At 59.4% G+C, this 16,259-nt stretch carries 18 protein-coding genes; 11 read left to right on the top strand and 7 right to left on the bottom strand.

Features of this window, described 5'->3' with window-relative positions; translation table 11 throughout:
• Position 1: 1 nt before the first annotated feature.
• Positions 2 to 1,795, bottom strand: coding sequence for a DUF1302 domain-containing protein (locus tag HQ912_RS05825; protein ID WP_047228625.1), 1,794 nt, complete (start codon positions 1,793 to 1,795; stop codon positions 2 to 4).
• Between the two features lie 774 nt (positions 1,796 to 2,569).
• On the opposite strand from HQ912_RS05825, the gene HQ912_RS05820 reads away from it, so the two are divergent.
• Entirely contained in the window at positions 2,570 to 3,337 is a 768-nt protein-coding gene (locus tag HQ912_RS05820; protein ID WP_047228626.1) for an N-acetylmuramoyl-L-alanine amidase, read from the top strand.
• A gap of 43 nt (positions 3,338 to 3,380) precedes the next feature.
• On the opposite strand, the gene HQ912_RS05815 is transcribed toward HQ912_RS05820, so the two are convergent.
• The 4 genes from HQ912_RS05815 to HQ912_RS05800 all read right to left on the bottom strand — a co-directional run bounded on the left by HQ912_RS05815 (position 3,381) and on the right by HQ912_RS05800 (position 6,855).
• A complete protein-coding gene (locus tag HQ912_RS05815) occupies positions 3,381 to 4,292 on the bottom strand; it encodes an SDR family oxidoreductase (RefSeq protein ID WP_047228627.1) in 912 nt (303 codons plus the stop codon).
• Between the two features lie 264 nt (positions 4,293 to 4,556).
• Positions 4,557 to 5,459: an alpha/beta fold hydrolase gene (locus tag HQ912_RS05810; RefSeq protein WP_047228692.1), complete on the bottom strand. Its 903-nt coding sequence runs from the start codon at positions 5,457 to 5,459 to the stop codon at positions 4,557 to 4,559.
• The gene (locus tag HQ912_RS05805; RefSeq protein WP_047228628.1) at positions 5,459 to 6,241 is read right to left on the bottom strand and encodes a class II aldolase/adducin family protein; all 783 of its coding nucleotides are present in this window, start codon (positions 6,239 to 6,241) and stop codon (positions 5,459 to 5,461) included. The genes HQ912_RS05810 and HQ912_RS05805 overlap by 1 nt, the downstream gene beginning before the upstream one ends.
• A gap of 158 nt (positions 6,242 to 6,399) precedes the next feature.
• Positions 6,400 to 6,855 carry a flavodoxin gene (locus tag HQ912_RS05800; RefSeq protein ID WP_047228629.1) on the bottom strand — a complete coding sequence of 152 codons (456 nt, stop codon included), beginning with the start codon at positions 6,853 to 6,855 and terminating at the stop codon, positions 6,400 to 6,402.
• A gap of 157 nt (positions 6,856 to 7,012) precedes the next feature.
• On the opposite strand from HQ912_RS05800, the gene HQ912_RS05795 reads away from it, so the two are divergent.
• A complete protein-coding gene (locus HQ912_RS05795) occupies positions 7,013 to 7,489 on the top strand; it encodes a PAS domain-containing protein (RefSeq protein WP_047228630.1) in 477 nt (158 codons plus the stop codon).
• 54 nt (positions 7,490 to 7,543) lie between these two features.
• Positions 7,544 to 8,149: a hypothetical protein gene (locus HQ912_RS05790; RefSeq protein WP_047228631.1), complete on the top strand. Its 606-nt coding sequence runs from the start codon at positions 7,544 to 7,546 to the stop codon at positions 8,147 to 8,149.
• A 23-nt stretch (positions 8,150 to 8,172) separates the two neighbouring features.
• Here HQ912_RS05790 and HQ912_RS05785 read toward each other — a convergent pair whose 3' ends face one another.
• The gene (locus HQ912_RS05785; RefSeq protein WP_047228632.1) at positions 8,173 to 9,132 is read right to left on the bottom strand and encodes a MerR family transcriptional regulator; all 960 of its coding nucleotides are present in this window, start codon (positions 9,130 to 9,132) and stop codon (positions 8,173 to 8,175) included.
• Positions 9,133 to 9,351: 219 nt separating this feature from the next.
• Here HQ912_RS05785 and HQ912_RS05780 point away from each other — a divergent pair, with 219 nt between their 5' ends.
• The 7 genes from HQ912_RS05780 (at position 9,352) to HQ912_RS05750 (ending at position 14,005) form a co-directional block, all read left to right on the top strand.
• The gene (locus HQ912_RS05780) at positions 9,352 to 9,921 is read left to right on the top strand and encodes an antibiotic biosynthesis monooxygenase (RefSeq protein WP_047228633.1); all 570 of its coding nucleotides are present in this window, start codon (positions 9,352 to 9,354) and stop codon (positions 9,919 to 9,921) included.
• A 134-nt stretch (positions 9,922 to 10,055) separates the two neighbouring features.
• A complete protein-coding gene (gene folM, locus HQ912_RS05775) occupies positions 10,056 to 10,766 on the top strand; it encodes a dihydromonapterin reductase (RefSeq protein WP_047228634.1) in 711 nt (236 codons plus the stop codon).
• 20 nt (positions 10,767 to 10,786) lie between these two features.
• The gene (gene folE / locus HQ912_RS05770; RefSeq protein WP_047228635.1) at positions 10,787 to 11,344 is read left to right on the top strand and encodes a GTP cyclohydrolase I FolE; all 558 of its coding nucleotides are present in this window, start codon (positions 10,787 to 10,789) and stop codon (positions 11,342 to 11,344) included.
• Entirely contained in the window at positions 11,345 to 11,725 is a 381-nt protein-coding gene (gene folX / locus HQ912_RS05765) for a dihydroneopterin triphosphate 2'-epimerase (protein ID WP_047228636.1), read from the top strand.
• Between the two features lie 97 nt (positions 11,726 to 11,822).
• The gene (locus HQ912_RS05760; protein WP_047228637.1) at positions 11,823 to 12,119 is read left to right on the top strand and encodes a DUF1244 domain-containing protein; all 297 of its coding nucleotides are present in this window, start codon (positions 11,823 to 11,825) and stop codon (positions 12,117 to 12,119) included.
• The gene (locus HQ912_RS05755; RefSeq protein WP_047228638.1) at positions 12,112 to 12,450 is read left to right on the top strand and encodes a HopJ type III effector protein; all 339 of its coding nucleotides are present in this window, start codon (positions 12,112 to 12,114) and stop codon (positions 12,448 to 12,450) included. The genes HQ912_RS05760 and HQ912_RS05755 overlap by 8 nt, the downstream gene beginning before the upstream one ends.
• A gap of 304 nt (positions 12,451 to 12,754) precedes the next feature.
• The gene (locus HQ912_RS05750) at positions 12,755 to 14,005 is read left to right on the top strand and encodes an aspartate aminotransferase family protein (protein ID WP_047228639.1); all 1,251 of its coding nucleotides are present in this window, start codon (positions 12,755 to 12,757) and stop codon (positions 14,003 to 14,005) included.
• A 213-nt stretch (positions 14,006 to 14,218) separates the two neighbouring features.
• On the opposite strand, the gene trxB is transcribed toward HQ912_RS05750, so the two are convergent.
• Complete coding sequence (gene trxB / locus HQ912_RS05745; protein WP_047228640.1) at positions 14,219 to 15,181, bottom strand: thioredoxin-disulfide reductase; 963 nt, start codon at positions 15,179 to 15,181, stop codon at positions 14,219 to 14,221.
• A 300-nt stretch (positions 15,182 to 15,481) separates the two neighbouring features.
• On the opposite strand from trxB, the gene cysZ reads away from it, so the two are divergent.
• The gene (gene cysZ, locus HQ912_RS05740; RefSeq protein WP_047228641.1) at positions 15,482 to 16,237 is read left to right on the top strand and encodes a sulfate transporter CysZ; all 756 of its coding nucleotides are present in this window, start codon (positions 15,482 to 15,484) and stop codon (positions 16,235 to 16,237) included.
• Positions 16,238 to 16,259: the final 22 nt, after the last annotated feature.

Genomic DNA, 16,259 nt, shown 5'->3' with positions numbered 1-16,259 from the left:
ATCAGAAGTTCACGCCAAAGCTCAACGCGAGGAAGTCGCGGTCTTCGAGGACGTTGTAGTCGCCGCCGAAAAAGTCGGTGTAACTCAGGCTGGCGGTATAGGTGTTGCGGTAGTCGGCATCGACACCCAGGCTGATGGCCTTGGCACCTTCGTTGAACAAGCCGTTGGGGCCGTAGCCGGCCACGTCATGGGACCAGGAGACATTGGGCTTGAAGTTGATACCGGCAACGACGTTGGAGTAGTCAAGAATTGCCCGGGCGCGATAGCCCCACGAGGTCGAGGTGACGAAGCCGTCGGTGTCACCGCCAAACCCGTACTGGCCGTAGACCGAGTCACGGCCATAACGCAGCTTGTCCTTGGATTCCAGGCCACCGACGTGCACCACCGCCGCCTCGCCCACCACGGTCAGGCGATCAGCGCCCAGCACCTGGTCGAAGAAGTGCGTCAGGGTGCTCTGGATCTGGGTCAATTCCTTACGACGATAACCGGTGTTATCGGCCCCGGGCGAGGTCGCGATGGGCGAAGCTGCACCGCCTGCGATCGGGTTGAGCAAGGCCAGGGTCAGATCGTTGGTGTTGAGCTGCACAGGTGCGTTGGGGCGGTAGCTGATTTCCCCGGTCCACGCGGTGCCGGTAGGCAGCGTGGTGGCGAAGCTGGCACCGTACAGACGGATGTCCTCGGGGTATTCAAGGTAATACTGACCGCGCCCCAGCATCACGCTTTGCGCCAGCCCCGAACCGCTGCCAGGGGCAAGCCCTTCTGCAATCGCGACCATTCCCGGCAATGCCGACAATGTAGACAGGCCGGCGGTGGTGGTGCCCACGGTTGGCGTGCGGCTGTGGTAGTTCATGAAGTACAGGCCGTACTCGGTGTCGTCACCGAGCCAGCGCAACGCCGTGCCCCACTGGCCGGAATCACGGGCGTCACGGTCACCGCTGCGAGCAATGACAACGCCTTCGTCATTCACCTGGATGCCTTGGCCAAAGGCCTGAGTCAATGGTACGAATGGCGCAATCGCCGGGCTGCCCACGGTGTAGCCGCTGGTGCAGCCATCGGCTACCACGTCGTTGCCAAAGAAAGTGCCGCAGTTATCGACGACCGTCTGATCCCATTCCAGTTGGTAGAAACCTTCGATGGTGAGCTTGTCGGTCAAGCCCTGGGAGGCGAACAGCATGTTCACCGGGATCAGGCCTTCCTTGATCTCGGCACCCGGCCGGCGGAACGCGGAGACGTCCACCGGGTTGATGCTGTTGATGGAGTTGCCGATGAAGGTACTTTCACCCCAACTGACCACCTGCTTGCCCGCACGCACCGTACCCGGCAAGTCGGCGATGGAGTAATTGTGATAGACAAACGCATCGAGAAGCTGCGCCCCTGACGACTTGGAGCCTTCCTTGCGGTTGCTGTCGCTGATGTCCTTGAACGGCCGGTTTTCGTCCTTGAGTTCGAAGTCATACCAATACTTGCCGCGCACGAACACGCCAGTATCACCGTACTTGAGTTCGAGATCGTGCAGGCCTTTGAATATCTTGGAAAAGGTCTCGCCCTTCTTGAAGTTCAGCCGCCCATCGTCACCGGTGGACGACTGCCCCGTACCGCCGTTGACGCTGCCGACCAAGTCCCGGTCGGCGTCGCGCATGCCCCAGCTCGCGCCCACGGACAACGAGGAGTCGAACTGCCCCTCGATCTCGCCAATGTTGAATGAAACGGCCTGCGCCTGGGCAGAGCAACCCAAGGCCACCGCGACGGCCAGCGCCTGCGGTTTGAAGATGGCGCGCATTGTTATTGTTGTCATGCGTCTTCCCCGGTGAGTGACAGAGCCTTCACCCTACTGCCGCACGACATGGGCGATAAGCGCACCAAGGAGGTATTCGCGCTGTACCCCGAAAGGATTACAGGTCATGGAATACGGGGCTTTGCGCCGCGTATGGACGCATTGGATGATGGGTCATCAGCGCCGCGCATATTCATCGGGCCTGTTAACTGTTGCGCGCCCTGCAACGGTGCATGTCTGGATCCGGGCTGTTTCCGACGATGGCCAATCCCTATGCTGGCCGGGCTTTCAGGGCAACGGGCCTGCAGGCACAAGCCGCCATCGCGTCCCTCACGACCGGCGCACCGTCATTCGGATGGATTGGCGCATCGGTCCATCACCTCCCGTGTTCACTGACGTTGGTTTTCTGCTCCTTTGCAACGTCATTTTCAGGCCGCTGCTTTTTGCAGCGGCCTTTTTTTATGCGTAGTTACTTGCGAGTTAAAACTTCTTTCAAACGGGAGCAAGCGCCCTCGCCACGCAATCATTCACCCGCGTATGCGTCGTCTCGTTTAACGGCTGTTTTACTCTGTAGATTATCTCCAATTAAACTTTCTCAATTCCTACATCACCGTCAGCTTTCGCCATAGGAAATGGCAGCCACACCCTGTTTCCACTAACGATTAATTCCCGGACATCCAAACGCCTGTTCCTACAACAAAGCAAGAATCCCACTACGGCCCCATCAAAAACTCACTGTTAGGCTGAATGTCAGTCACAGCATTCTGTTTTGACTTTAAACCTCAGTGAGTTTTTATGACACTTATCAACTACAACAGCTATCGCTCGGTAAAAGGCTTCAACAATAGAATTCGTTTTCTAGTCTTTCATTACACCGCCGCGAACTTTTCATCCTCCATCAACGCACTGACCGGTTCCTCTGTCAGCGCCCACTACCTCATCCCGGACTTCAGCGACCCGAGTTACTTGAAAGCAGGTTTCCAGGAACCGCAGATTTTCAATCTGGTCGACGAGAACCAACGAGCCTGGCACGCGGGGGTGAGCAGTTGGGGTGGTCGCACGAATCTGAACGACACTTCGATCGGTGTTGAAATCGTCAACCTGGCCACCGATAACCACGGGCAATTCACTTTCCCGCCTTATCAACCTCAGCAAGTCGAGGCGATCGAATACCTGGCGTTGAACATCCTCAAGCGCTATCCGGACATCAGCCCGGTCAATGTGGTGGGGCACTCGGATATTGCCGCTGGCAGGAAAAGCGATCCCGGCCCGATGTTCCCTTGGCATACGCTGTATCTGAAGGGCATCGGCGCATGGTTCGATGAACCCACGCAGAAAGCTTACACCCGCGCCTACCAATGCAACGGCCTGCCGACTCGCGAGCAACTGCTCGGCTTGTTCCGCAAATATGGGTATGACACGTCGGCAGCCGCCACAAGTGCGGGTTTTCAGCGTTTGGTGCGAGCCTTTCAGCTGCACTTTCGTCCAGCGAAATACGACGGTGTGATGGACATCGAGACTGCCGCGAATCTGGCGGCGCTGGTGAAGAAATACGTCCCCTGACCACCGTTGCCGCGCGTGACGGCAACGGGTCGAGGCCGCAAGGTCAAACGGTGTAGCGCTGCAAGTTCGCCATCATTTCCTTCAACGCTTCAAGGTTGTCATTGGGGTGTACCGCCCCCTCGAAATCACAGATCTGCTGCCAGTGGGTCGCGACGTCTTCGGGCGAGAAACCTTTGCTTGGATCGAAGCCGGCACCCAGGCTGCGCTCCCAACGCACCTTGCCCATCCAGCCGCCGCCCACTTCAAACAACCCGGAGGTTTCCTGGCAGGTCTCGCTGGCCAGGTACACCACCAGCGGGCTGACGAGTTCAGGCTTGAGCTGTTCGAACACCTGCGGCGGGATCAGGCCTTCGGTCATGCGGGTGCCACCGGTGGGCGCGATGGCATTGACCAGAATATTGTTCTTGCGACCTTCGATGGCCAGGGTGCGCGTCAGGCCATAAAGGCCGAGCTTAGCCATGCCGTAGTTGGATTGACCGAAGTTGCCGTAGATGCCGGACGTGGAGGCCGTAAAGATCACCCGCCCGTAATTCTGCTCACGCAGGTATGGCCAGGCGGCGCGGGTGACTTTGTAGGCGCCCTCGACATGGACGCGGTAGACCAGATCCCAGTCGGCGTCCTCCATTTTGTGGAAGGTCTTGTCCCGCAGGATCCCGGCGTTGTTGACCACTACATCGACCCGGCCAAACACGTCGAGCGCGTTTTGAACAAGCTTGTCGCCATCGGTGACGGAGTCGTGGTTCGCTTCGGCAATTCCGCCGGCTTGGCGAATTTCAGCGACCACCCGATCCGCCGCCGAGGCGTTGGCCCCTTCTCCCTGGGCGGAGCCGCCGAGGTCGTTGACCAGCACTTTGGCCCCCTGCCTGGCGAACAACAGGGCATGGGCCCGCCCCAGGCCACCGCCGGCTCCCGTGACGATCACGACTTTATCTTCGAAGCGCACAGATTCACTCATGGGCAGAACTCCAGCAGGCAATAGGACAATGCCCCGAGTGTCGGGCACAGGGCGGTTGGTCACAATCAACAGGGTTGCAAGTGAATGGTGGCCAATAAGGTGAGGGGATGATACGAGCCGGATCTGCTGTGGGCTCCGCGACCCTCACCAGAGGCGGGACCGAGTCGCTGCCATCGCGAGCAGGCTCGCTCCCACACAGGCCTGCGTAGACTCGCCTCTCCGTGGGAGCGAGCCTGCTCGCGATAGTGCTCCAACCTTCAACACTTATGAGCAGACCACCTGCCTGACCGGTGCGGCCATGTTTTCGCGAAACTCCAGGTAATGCTTGAGTACCTGCACCGGGGCTTCGGTGTGCGGGTAGTGGCCGATGTCGGGCAGCAGTACGGTGTCGGGGCTGGGGATCAGCGCCTCGTAGCGCGCCACCATGTGTTCACCGGAAATCGGATCGACCGCGCCGTCGATCACCCGCAGCGCCACCTCGCCGCGCTGCATGGCCTGCACCCAGCGGTCACGCTGCACACGCCGTTCGGGAATGTAGGCAATGAGTTTGTGCATGATCCGCGGTCCATTATGGGTTTCGACCAGGCTCCAGTAATCGTCCAGCTCGCTTTCGGTCGGGCCAGTCCTGGGGCCGAATATCTGGCGAAAACTCTTGACCAGGCCTTCTCGGGAAAAAGCTCGGCCCAGTAGCCAGCCCAAGGGGCTGAGCAACAGTTTTTGCATCAGCACCGGACGATGGGTTTCGGGAAACAGACCGCCGTTGAGAAAGACACAACTGGCGAGTTCGATGCGCGCCTCGTAGTGACGGGCGATCAGTTCCTGGGCCACGCTGTCACCATAATCATGGGCCAGTACATGCACAGCTTGCTTCACATTCAAATGCGCCAGCAAAGCCTGCTGCAGGTCAGCCTGCTCCAACAGGCTGTAGACATGATCCGTCGGCTTGGCCGAGTCGCCAAAACCGAGCATGTCACAGGCGATCACCCGATAACGCTGTGCCAGCGGCTGCCACAGGTAATGCCAGTCCCAACTGGCGGTGGGGAAACCATGGATCAGCAACAACGGCTCGCCGTGCCCCGCCACCCAATACCGGATAGCGTGGCCACGGAACATCAATGTCTGGCCGCGCTGGCGCCAAATACGCAGGGGAATCTGGACCAGAGGCATCAGCATCTATAACCCGAATCTTGTTGATCCAGCTTGCGCAGCAACGCCGGCCATGCCAGCGCGCCTCCCATGCCTTGGGCGCTTTTGGTCACCCCGGCAATCATCGCCCGGGCGCCGGCCAGTATCTGCGGCTCGATGGCGATCAGTTCAGCCCCACCGTTGAGCGCCAGGACCTGGATGTCACAGGCTCGCTGGAAGGTGAACATCATCAGGAAGGTGTCGGCAATGGTGCCGCCGCAGGTCAGCAGACCGTGATTGTGCAGCATCAGGAAATTATTGGCGCCCAGATCCGCCTGCAGGCGGGCCTTCTCTTCGTGATTGAGGGCCACGCCTTCATAGGCGTGATACGCCAGACTCGACAATACGAACAACGATTGCTGGCTGATAGGCAACACACCCTGCTTCTGTGCCGACACAGCAACGCCGGCCGCCGTGTGGGTATGCAGCACACACACCACATCGTGCCGCACCTCATGCACCGCACTGTGGATGGTATAACCGGCCGGATTGATCTCGTAGGGGCTGTCCATCAGCTTGTTGCCGGCCTGATCGACCTTGACCAGGCTCGAGGCGGTGACCTCATGAAACATCAACCCGAACGGGTTGATCAAAAAATCATCGGTCCCGGGCACCTTGGCGGATATATGCGTGAAAATCAGGTCATCCCAGCCATACAGGGCGACTAGCCGGTAACAGGCGGCCAGATCGACGCGGGTTTGCCATTCGGCGGCACTGACCTGATCCTTGATGCTGAGTGTCGATGGGACGGGCGCTACGCTCACGGCTCTGACCTCTGCTTTCTAGTTATAGATGCTTGTTCTGAAACAGTCATGAACAAGCTAACCAGTCTAGTCAGCTCCCGCGAGGTCGGTAGTTGCATTGGCAGCCAGCTTACTGGCCGAGCGAGTCATCCGGGGGTGGCCGTTCACCTCACATTGCGTTAGCGACGCAGCGCGTCGATCAACGCCTCCAGCCAAGGTTCGGCATCGGTTTCCGGGGTGACGCTTTCGCTGGCATCCAGACGCAACATGGGCAATACCTCGCGCACGCCCAGCTCGGCGAACAACTCGCGCATCTGCTCGCCACCGCCGCAGAAGGTATCGCCATAACTGGCGTCTCCCAGGCCTATCACGGCACCCGGCAGGTCACGAAAAGAGGCTGGCAATTGGTCGCGAATCGTCGAATATAAGGGCATCAAGTTGTCCGGCAACTCTCCCATGCCCGTCGTGGAAGTCACGGCCAGCAAGGCCGCCGGGCCAAACGCCTGAATGTCCGCAAGGCTTGCGCGCGGGTTGTGCAGCGTTTCAAAACCCGCTTCACCGAGCAGTTTGGCGGCGTGCCGAGCGACTTCTTCGGCGGTCCCGTAGACGGAACCCGAAAGGATGGCGACTTTCATCAATCTGATCCTGAACCTGAATAAAAAAGAGCGGCGATAGTAGCAGGCTCAGACGCAACGCTGCGATTGACTCTCAACATCCAATAATGGCCAGTAGACATCGCGGTAGGTTCTTCTAAAATGCAGCGCACACAGGGATGTTCAAGGGATGTCGCCCATGATTAATGCTCAACTGATGCAACTGGTCATCAACGCCTCGAACGACGGCATTGTCATCGCTGAAAAAGAAGGCGATGAAGACAATATCCTGATCTATGTAAACCCGGCTTTCGAACGGCTGACCGGCTACAGCAGTGAAGAGATTCTTTATCAGGATTGCCGATTCCTGCAGTCAGGTGATCGCGACCAGCCGGCCCTGGAGCAGATTCGCACGGCCCTCAAGCAGAACGGTGCCTGCCGGGAAATTCTGCGCAACTACCGCAAGGACGGCAGCCCTTTCTGGAATGAGTTGTCTCTGTCGACGGTGAAAAACGAGGCTGACGGACGCACTTATTTCGTGGGCGTGCAAAAAGACGTGACCGCTCAGGTCAAGGCTCAGCAACGCGTCGCCCAGCTGGAAAAGGAGCTGGCCGAAGCACGAGCAACCATTGCCCGACTCGAAGCGACGAACGGCGCAAACAAACCGGCGAATTAGCGGTCAGTCACTACAATCACCAGTGAAAGTGTAAATCCTCTTTTCGAGCACATCATGCAGCGCGACGCCCTACTGACGCAGGATGAATTGGATTTCATCCGGACCATGCAGCACAACCCGCAACTCAACGAGCGGGATGTAACGTCGAGCTTGCTGGTAAACGGCGGGTCGCAGATTCGTGACTTGCTGACGCGTCTGGCGGCCAACGAACAGGTGACGCTGCAAGCCAACTTCGAAAACCAGCAAATGACTTTTCCGTTGCACCTGGTGGAAGACGAATTCCACGCAATGCACCTGCGTCTGGGTGTGCCCAGCATCTACGAAGATGGGCCGAAAATTCGGCCATGGCGCCTCACGCTTGACGAGCCGGTGGCGCTGGAAAATGCCAAAGGCCTGCCCGGGCCGCTCTGGGCCCATGAGGTGTCCTGCAAAGGAATCCTGTTGCAAAACCGCAGTCGGACCAAGCCGCCAAAGCAATTTGCCTTGTGGTTCAGCCCGTCAGGTTATGAAAGGATTTCCTTGCGCGGCACACTGGAACGGGAAACCGATCAGGGCTTATACGCCTACCACCTGAGCCAGAATGACGAGGATGAGACCGAACGCCTGCGCCAATACATCCTTCAGCAACACCGTCTGACCCATCCGGCCATGCACATCTGATGCACGGCTTGACCTGCCGGTTATCAGGTATCCAGATTTCCCGCCAATAGCTGTCGCAACCGCTGATGTATCAAGGTCCCTTCACTGCCCAAGCAACCGATCGACGACCCGGCGAGGCTGTCCTGAAGCAGATCGGACGCGTCACCGGCCAGCATCAGCGGGCAGTCCAGGCCCATCGCCAACTTGTTCAGGCGCTTAGGTAACTCGGCAGGCGGTGCATGGTTGGAAACCAGCACCAACGCCAACGGCTGGACCTTTTGGCACACCAGGGTCAGTTCGTCGAATGGCAGCCCAATGGTCAACACCCTGACGCCGACTTCCGCCTTGGAGACGAACAGCGCCGTGACCAGCAACTCCAGCTCTCGACATTGACCGACAATGCCCACGACCAACACCCGTCGCGACTGGGCTTCGCGCTTGAGCAGGAGTCGCTGGATAATGCGTGAGCGCAGGAACCCATCGAAAAACACCCATTCGCTGGTTTGTCCGAACTCCTGCTGGCGTTGCTGCAACTGCCGCCAGACCGGCATCAGGATGTCCTGAAATACGATCGGCACGGCGTAGGTGGAAAATATCTGCCCGTAGATACGGTCCAGCTCTATATCGTCAAAGTTGCCAACCGCGCCAGCCACCTGTTGTTGCCACTGGGCATAGTCGGCTTTCACCAGATCTGAGGAAATAAGCGCGGAAACCGGTTGCACCGATTCGGTCTTGGTCAGGATCTTTCCCACTTTGCTCACGGCCACCCCGCGCTCAATCCAGGCGAGGATGCTGCGCACCTTTTCGATATCGCCGACGGAGTACAAGCGATGCCCGCTTTCAGTGCGCGTGGGCTGGATCAGACCGTAGCGACGCTCCCACGCGCGCAAGGTCACGGGGTTCACGCCGGTCAACCGCGCAACTTCGCGAATGGGGAACAGTTCCTCCTGTCTCAAGGCAGTGGATGCCTGGAAAACGAAGTTATCCTCTGTGATTACGCTCATTTTGGCAGACAAATCCGGCTGGCAAATTGGATCCCAGTGTACTCCCTCTGAGTCATAGGATGACAAGAACAAACACCACTGATGCGCGATTTTGTTGCTTTTCACTCAAGAAGGAATAAACCTTGCGTGCTTTTTGGCGAACGGACGCGCCCCACCACCCTGGGGCGTTCCCGCGAATCTCCTACCCGGAGTACCGCACCTGTTTTACGGAGATACATAATGTCTACCTCACCCGTCACCTTGATGGTGGCCCGTCGTGTCGCCAATGGGCGCTATCAGGACCTGATCGTCTGGTTGCGCGAAGGCGAACAATTGGCCACCGACTTTCCCGGCTACCTGGGTTCCGGTGTACTCGCGCCACCGCCTCAGAGCGATGAATTCCAGATTATTTTCCGCTTTGCCGACGAGCAGACCCTGCATGCCTGGGAGCACTCGGCCTCGCGCACGGCGTGGCTGGCGCGAGGCAGCGAGCTGTTTGCCCACCCTTCGGAACACAGGGTGCGCGGTATCGACGGTTGGTTTGGCGCCGGCGATCAACGGCCACCGCGCTGGAAACAGGCCGTGGCCATCTGGCTCGCGTTCTTTCCGGTGTCGCTGCTGTTCAACTTTCTGCTGGGGCCATTGCTCAGTGAGCTGGGAATGATGAGCCGCGTGCTGATCAGCACACTCATTCTGACGCCATTGATGGTCTATCTGTTTATTCCGATGTCGACTCACCTGCTGGCGGGTTGGTTGAACGGTGCAGCGCCCAAAGCACTGCCAGCCAAGCCGGCTACGCAGAATCAGTGATGCCGGGCCGCTCTCGTCGGCCGCAGCGTTCGCGTTCAACAAGGGTCACTGTGGGAGAGGGCTTGCTCCCACAGAGTCGTCGCCACCTTGCGTCGCTGTTATAGTTTTGCGATTGCCGTGAACCGAGCCTTCCTATGCCCAGCGCCACCGCTCCGATCCTGATCACTGGCGCAGCCCAGCGCGTCGGTTTGCACTGCGCCCGTCGATTGCTCGAAGACGGTCATCCGGTAATCGCCACTTTCCGCACCGAGCGCCCGGGCGTGCAGGCGTTGCGGGATCTGGGGGCGATCGTGCTGTTCGCTGACTTTTCCAATGAAACCGGGATTTCGGCCTTCATTGATCAGCTCAAGCAGCACACCGACCGATTGCGCGCCATTGTCCACAACGCCTCGGCATGGATGACCGAGACGCCCGGCCACGAAGCCGCTGCGTTCAACGCCATGTTCGCCGTGCACATGCTCGCCCCCTACCTGATCAACCTGCAGTGTGCCGAGCTGCTGCAACGCTCAACCCCGGCGGATATCGTGCACATCAGCGATGACGTCACGCGCAAGGGCAGCAGCCGGCATATCGCCTATTGCGCCACCAAGGCCGGGCTCGAAAGCCTGACCCTGTCGTTCGCGGCGAAATACGCGCCACACATCAAGGTCAACGCAATTGCCCCGGCCCTGCTACTGTTCAATCCCGAAGACGACGCGGCCTACCGTGCCAAGGCCCTGGCCAAGTCCGCGCTGGGCATCGAGCCCGGCAGCGAAGTGATCTATCAGAGCCTGCGTTATCTGCTGGACAACCCCTACGTCACCGGCACGACCCTGACCGTCAACGGCGGCCGGCACGTCAAATAGCCTTGCTTCGAGGATGCACCATGGCGCTATCGCCCCAGAACTATCGCGAGATCCTCATCGGCCTGGGTGAAGACCCGGAACGCGAAGGCCTGTTGGATACTCCGGTGCGCGCGGCCAAGGCCATGCAGTACCTTTGTCACGGCTATGAACAAAGCGTCGAACAGATCGTCAACGGCGCCCTGTTCGCCTCCGACAGCGATGAAATGGTGATCGTCGCCGACATCGAACTCTATTCCCTGTGCGAACATCATCTGCTGCCCTTCATTGGCAAGGCTCATGTGGCTTATATTCCTACGGGCAAGGTCCTGGGGCTGTCGAAGATCGCCCGGCTGGTGGACATGTTCGCCCGCCGCCTGCAAATCCAGGAAAACCTCACCCGGCAAATTGCCGACGCGGTGCAGCAGGTCACCCAGGCCGCCGGCGTTGCGGTGGTGATCGAAGCCCAGCACATGTGCATGATGATGCGCGGTGTCGAAAAACAGAACTCGACCATGAACACCTCGGTGATGCTCGGCGTCTTTCGCGAATCCAGCACCACCCGCCAGGAGTTCCTGCAATTGATTCGACGGAGCAAGTAAATGCCACAACTTCAACCCGCCATGGCGCGCATCAAGGTCAAGGACTTGCGCTTGCGCACGTTCATTGGCATCAACGAGGACGAAATCCTCAACAAACAGGATGTGTTGATCAACCTGACCATCCTCTACGCGGCCCAGGATGCGGTGCGCGACAACGACATCGACCACGCTCTGAACTACCGCACCATCACCAAGGCGATCATCGCCCACGTGGAAGGCAACCGTTTCGCCCTGCTCGAACGCCTGACCCAGGAACTGCTCGATCTGGTCATGGCCAACGAATCGGTGCTGTATGCCGAAGTCGAAGTCGACAAGCCCCACGCCTTGCGATTTGCCGAGTCGGTATCGATTACGCTCGCCGCCAGCCGGGCTACTTCGTAGCCGCTAAAAGCTACAAGCTGTAAGCTTCAAGCCTGATGACCGCAAACCCACTTGCAGCTTGAAGCTTGCCACTTGAAGCTGTCTCGCAGAGACCACCATGAACGACCAACAACGCCTCGAACTTGAAGCCGCCGCTTTCCGTCGGCTGGTTGCCCACCTGGACAGCCGCAAGGATGTGCAGAATATCGACCTGATGAACCTCGCCGGCTTCTGCCGTAACTGCCTGTCCAAGTGGTACAAGGCAGCTGCCGATGAACGCCAGATCGAGGTCAGCCTCGATGACGCCCGCGAAGTGGTTTACGGCATGCCCTACGCCGAGTGGAAAGCCCAATACCAGCAAGAAGCCAGCGCCGAACAGCAAGCGGCGTTCGCCAAAGGAAAATCCGATGCCTGACCTGAACACCCTGCGCGCCAGCCTCAAGAGCGGCGAACACATTTTTGCCGACACCCTGGCGTTTATCGCCAATGGCTACGACTACCAGCCTCAGCCTTTTAAAAACGGTGACGTCGACAACGCCGCCGGGCAGAACGAAGGTTCCTGCAAGACCCTGGGCCTGGCGCTGCTCGAAGGCTTGAGCGATGAAGAAGCGCTGCTGGCGTTCGGCGAACATTACCGGTCGGTACTGGCCACGCCTGAGGGCAGCGACCACGGCAATATCCGGGCGCTGATGGCCCATGGCTTGGCGGGTGTGAAGTTCGAAACACAGCCGTTGCGGCGGCGCTGACCCAACGCGCCTCCCCTCTGTGCCGAGGTCCGCTTTTCTGTGGCGAGGGAGCTTGCTCCCGCTGGGCTACGAAGTAGCCCCCAGACGGCCCCGGCATGTGAACTGATGCTCCAGGCGTGCTGATTTGGGACTGCTGCGCAGTCCAGCGGGAGCAAGCTCCCTCGCCACAGAAACAGTTCTCGCCAGACTCACTGATCTCACATCCCGACTTTTAAGATTGACCCGGCAACTTTATTTCGTTTGCCGGCCACCTCTGCTCGCGGCTTAGATAAAGGGAATCTCTCCTTCCCCCGAGCCGTCATCCATGAGCAGTGAAACCATCAGCCAATCGATTTCCACCGTGCACCCTGTCAGCCTCAGCCACGGCAAAAATGCCGAGGTCTGGGACACCGACGGCAAACGCTACATCGATTTCGTGGGCGGCATCGGCGTGTTGAACCTTGGCCACTGCCATCCCCGTGTCGTCGAAGCCATCCGCGAACAGGCAACCCGGCTGACGCACTACGCCTTCAACGCCGCCCCGCACGCACCCTACATCGAATTGATGGAGCGTCTGGCAGCATTTATCCCGGTGGATTACCCGGTCAGCGGCATGCTCACCAACAGCGGCGCCGAAGCCGCGGAAAACGCCTTGAAGATCGTGCGCGGTGCCACGGGGCGCACGGCCGTCATCGCCTTTGATGGCGGCTTCCACGGCAGAACCCTGGCCACTCTCAATCTCAACGGCAAGGTCGCGCCCTACAAACAGAAAGTCGGCGTACTGCCCGGACCGGTCTATCACCTGCCCTACCCCAGCAAGGACAACGGCGTCACCTGCGAAGAAGCGTTGAAGGCCATGGAGCGGTTGTTCAGCGTCGAAATCGACGTGAATGACGTGGCGTGTTTCATCGTCGAACCGGTGCAGGGCGAAGCCGGTTTCCTGCCGATGGATATTGCCTTTGCCCAGGCCCTCCGACAGTTCTGCAACGAGAAAGGCATCGTGCTGATCATCGATGAAATCCAGTCCGGCTTCGGTCGCACCGGCCAGCGCTTTGCGTTCTCGCGACTGGGCATCGAGCCGGACCTGATCCTGCTGGGTAAAAGCATTGCCGGCGGCGTCCCCCTGGGCGCCGTGGTGGGGCGCAAGGCGCTGCTGGACAATCTGCCCAAAGGTGGCTTGGGCGGCACTTACTCAGGCAATCCCATCGCCTGCGCCGCCGCATTGGCAACCCTGGAGGAAATGACCGACGCAAACCTGCAAGCCTGGGGCACGCAACAGGAAGAGGCGATAGTCAGCCGCTACGCGTCATGGCGCAGTCGCGGGCTGTCCCCTTACCTGGGCCGCCTGACTGGCGTCGGGGCAATGCGCGGCATCGAACTGGCCCATGCCGACGGCAGCCCGGCTTCGGCACAATTGACGCAATTGCTGGCCTTGGCGCGGGAGTCTGGTTTGCTGCTGATGCCCAGCGGTAAATCGCGGCACATCATTCGGCTGCTGGCGCCGTTGACGACCGAGGCGGCGGTGTTGGAGGAAGGGTTGGATATTCTGGAGACGTGCTTGGCGAAGCTGTCTTGAAATACAGATTCCCCTGACCACACAAAAACCTGTGGGAGCGAGCCTGCTCGCGATTCGGTGGCACATCCAACACTGATGCAAGCTGACCCGGCGCCATCGCGAGCAGGCTCGCTCCCACAGGGGGTTGTGGTGAACAAAACATCTTGTCCACTGAACAGAAAAATCCCGCGCATAAAAAAACCGGCCGAAGCCGGTTTTTTTGTACCTGTTGAATCAGAACGAAGCGTTCTGCAGACCATCCAGGTAACGCTCGGTGTCCAGGGCTGCCATGCAACCGGCACCCGCCGAGGTAATCGCCTGACGGTAGACGTGGTCCGCCACGTCGCCGGCCGCGAAGATACCTTCGACGCTGGTGGCGGTGGCGTTGCCGTCGCGGCCGCCCTTGACCACCAGGTAGCCGTCCTTGAGTTCCAGCTGGCCTTCGAACAACGAGGTGTTCGGAGTGTGGCCGATGGCGATGAACACACCGTCGACTTTGATCTCGTCAAAGCTGCCGTCGTTGTTCTTCAGCCGGGCACCGGTCACGCCCATGTTGTCGCCCAGCACTTCATCCAGGGTGGCGTTGAGCTTGAGGATGATCTTGCCTTCAGCCACACGAGCATTGAGCTTATCGATCAGGATCTTCTCGGCGCGGAAGGTTTCGCGACGGTGGATCAGGGTGACCGTGCTGGCGATGTTGGCCAGGTACAGGGCTTCCTCGACGGCGGTGTTACCGCCACCCACCACAGCCACTGGCTTGTTGCGGTAGAAGAAGCCGTCGCAAGTGGCGCAGGCGGAAACGCCTTTGCCCATGAAGGCTTCTTCCGATGGCAGGCCCAGGTAACGAGCGCTGGCGCCGGTTGCAATGATCAGGGCATCACAGGTGTAGGTCGCGCTGTCACCGGTCAGGGTGTACGGCTTGGCGGCGAAATCCACGGCATTGATGTGGTCGAAAACGATCTCGGTCTCGAAGCGCTCGGCGTGCTCTTTCATACGCTCCATCAACACCGGGCCGGTCAGACCGTGGACGTCGCCCGGCCAGTTGTCGACTTCGGTGGTGGTAGTCAATTGACCGCCGGCTTGCATGCCGGTAATCAGCAACGGCTTGAGGTTGGCACGGGCGGCATACACCGCAGCGCTGTAACCGGCAGGGCCGGAACCGAGAATAATCACTCGCGAATGACGCACTTCAGACATGACCTGCTCCTGTTGACCGGCCCTTGCGGGCCGGAACGCCGGGTGAGCGGCGCGAATAAAAGGGACTGTTGACGCACTTGGGGAAGGCTTGGGTTCGACAGTCCTGAAAAGAATGGGTGCAGCGTATCGAGGGAGCGAAGATTAAGGAAATACGGTTTAACAATCCAGCTCATAGGTGAGCTCTATCCAGATCAGTCAGTTCAATAAACTCGGCAAACGTTGTTACACGCCATGTCGATGCTTTCCCGAGCCCGGCAAAGCCGGTATGGTCGGCGCGTTCATCTTCGCTCGGAGCCTCTTATGCCCGCCCCCGTCCTGTCCGGCCCGCAATATTTGCGAGAAGGACTCAAACTGGTCTTAAGCCCGGGTCTGCGCTTGTTTGTGCTGTTGCCATTGGTGATCAACCTGGTGCTGTTCGTCGGATTGATCTACCTGGCCGGCCATCAGTTCAGCCTTTGGGTCGACACGCTGATGCCGTCGTTACCGGATTGGCTGAGCTTTCTCAACTATGTCCTGTGGCCGCTGTTCGTGGTGCTTGTGGTGCTGATGGTGTTTTTCACCTTCACCATGCTCGCCAATGTCATCGCCGCGCCGTTCAACGGTTTTCTCGCGGAGAAAGTCGAAGTGGTGATCCGTGGCACCGACGACTTCCCGGCCTTCAGCTGGGGCGAGTTGATCGCCATGATCCCTCGCACCTTGGCCCGGGAGGCACGCAAGCTCGGCTACTTTCTGCCCCGCGCCCTGGGCCTGCTGGTGCTGTCCTTCATTCCGGTGATCAATATCGTCGCCGCGCCGTTATGGCTGCTGTTCGGGGTGTGGATGATGGCGATCCAGTACATCGACTACCCGGCGGACAACCACAAGCTGGGCTGGAACGAAATGCTCGCCTGGCTGCGGGAAAAACGCTGGCAGAGCCTGGGTTTTGGCGGCAGCGTGTACCTGGTGCTGCTGATCCCGGTGGTCAACATCCTGATGATGCCGGCAGCGGTAGCCGGCGCGACCTTGTTCTGGGTGCGCGAGCAAGGCGCCGAGACCGCGTTGGCCCGCCAAGGCTGACCCGTCACAAATCCATCATTCA

Origin of the sequence: Pseudomonas sp. MPDS (genome assembly GCF_013283895.1) — a bacterium.
GTDB classification, from domain to species: Bacteria; Pseudomonadota; Gammaproteobacteria; order Pseudomonadales; family Pseudomonadaceae; genus Aquipseudomonas; species Aquipseudomonas rhizophila.
The sequence above is the reverse complement of the archived record's forward strand: the minus strand, read 5'-3'. Positions and strand labels throughout refer to the sequence as shown.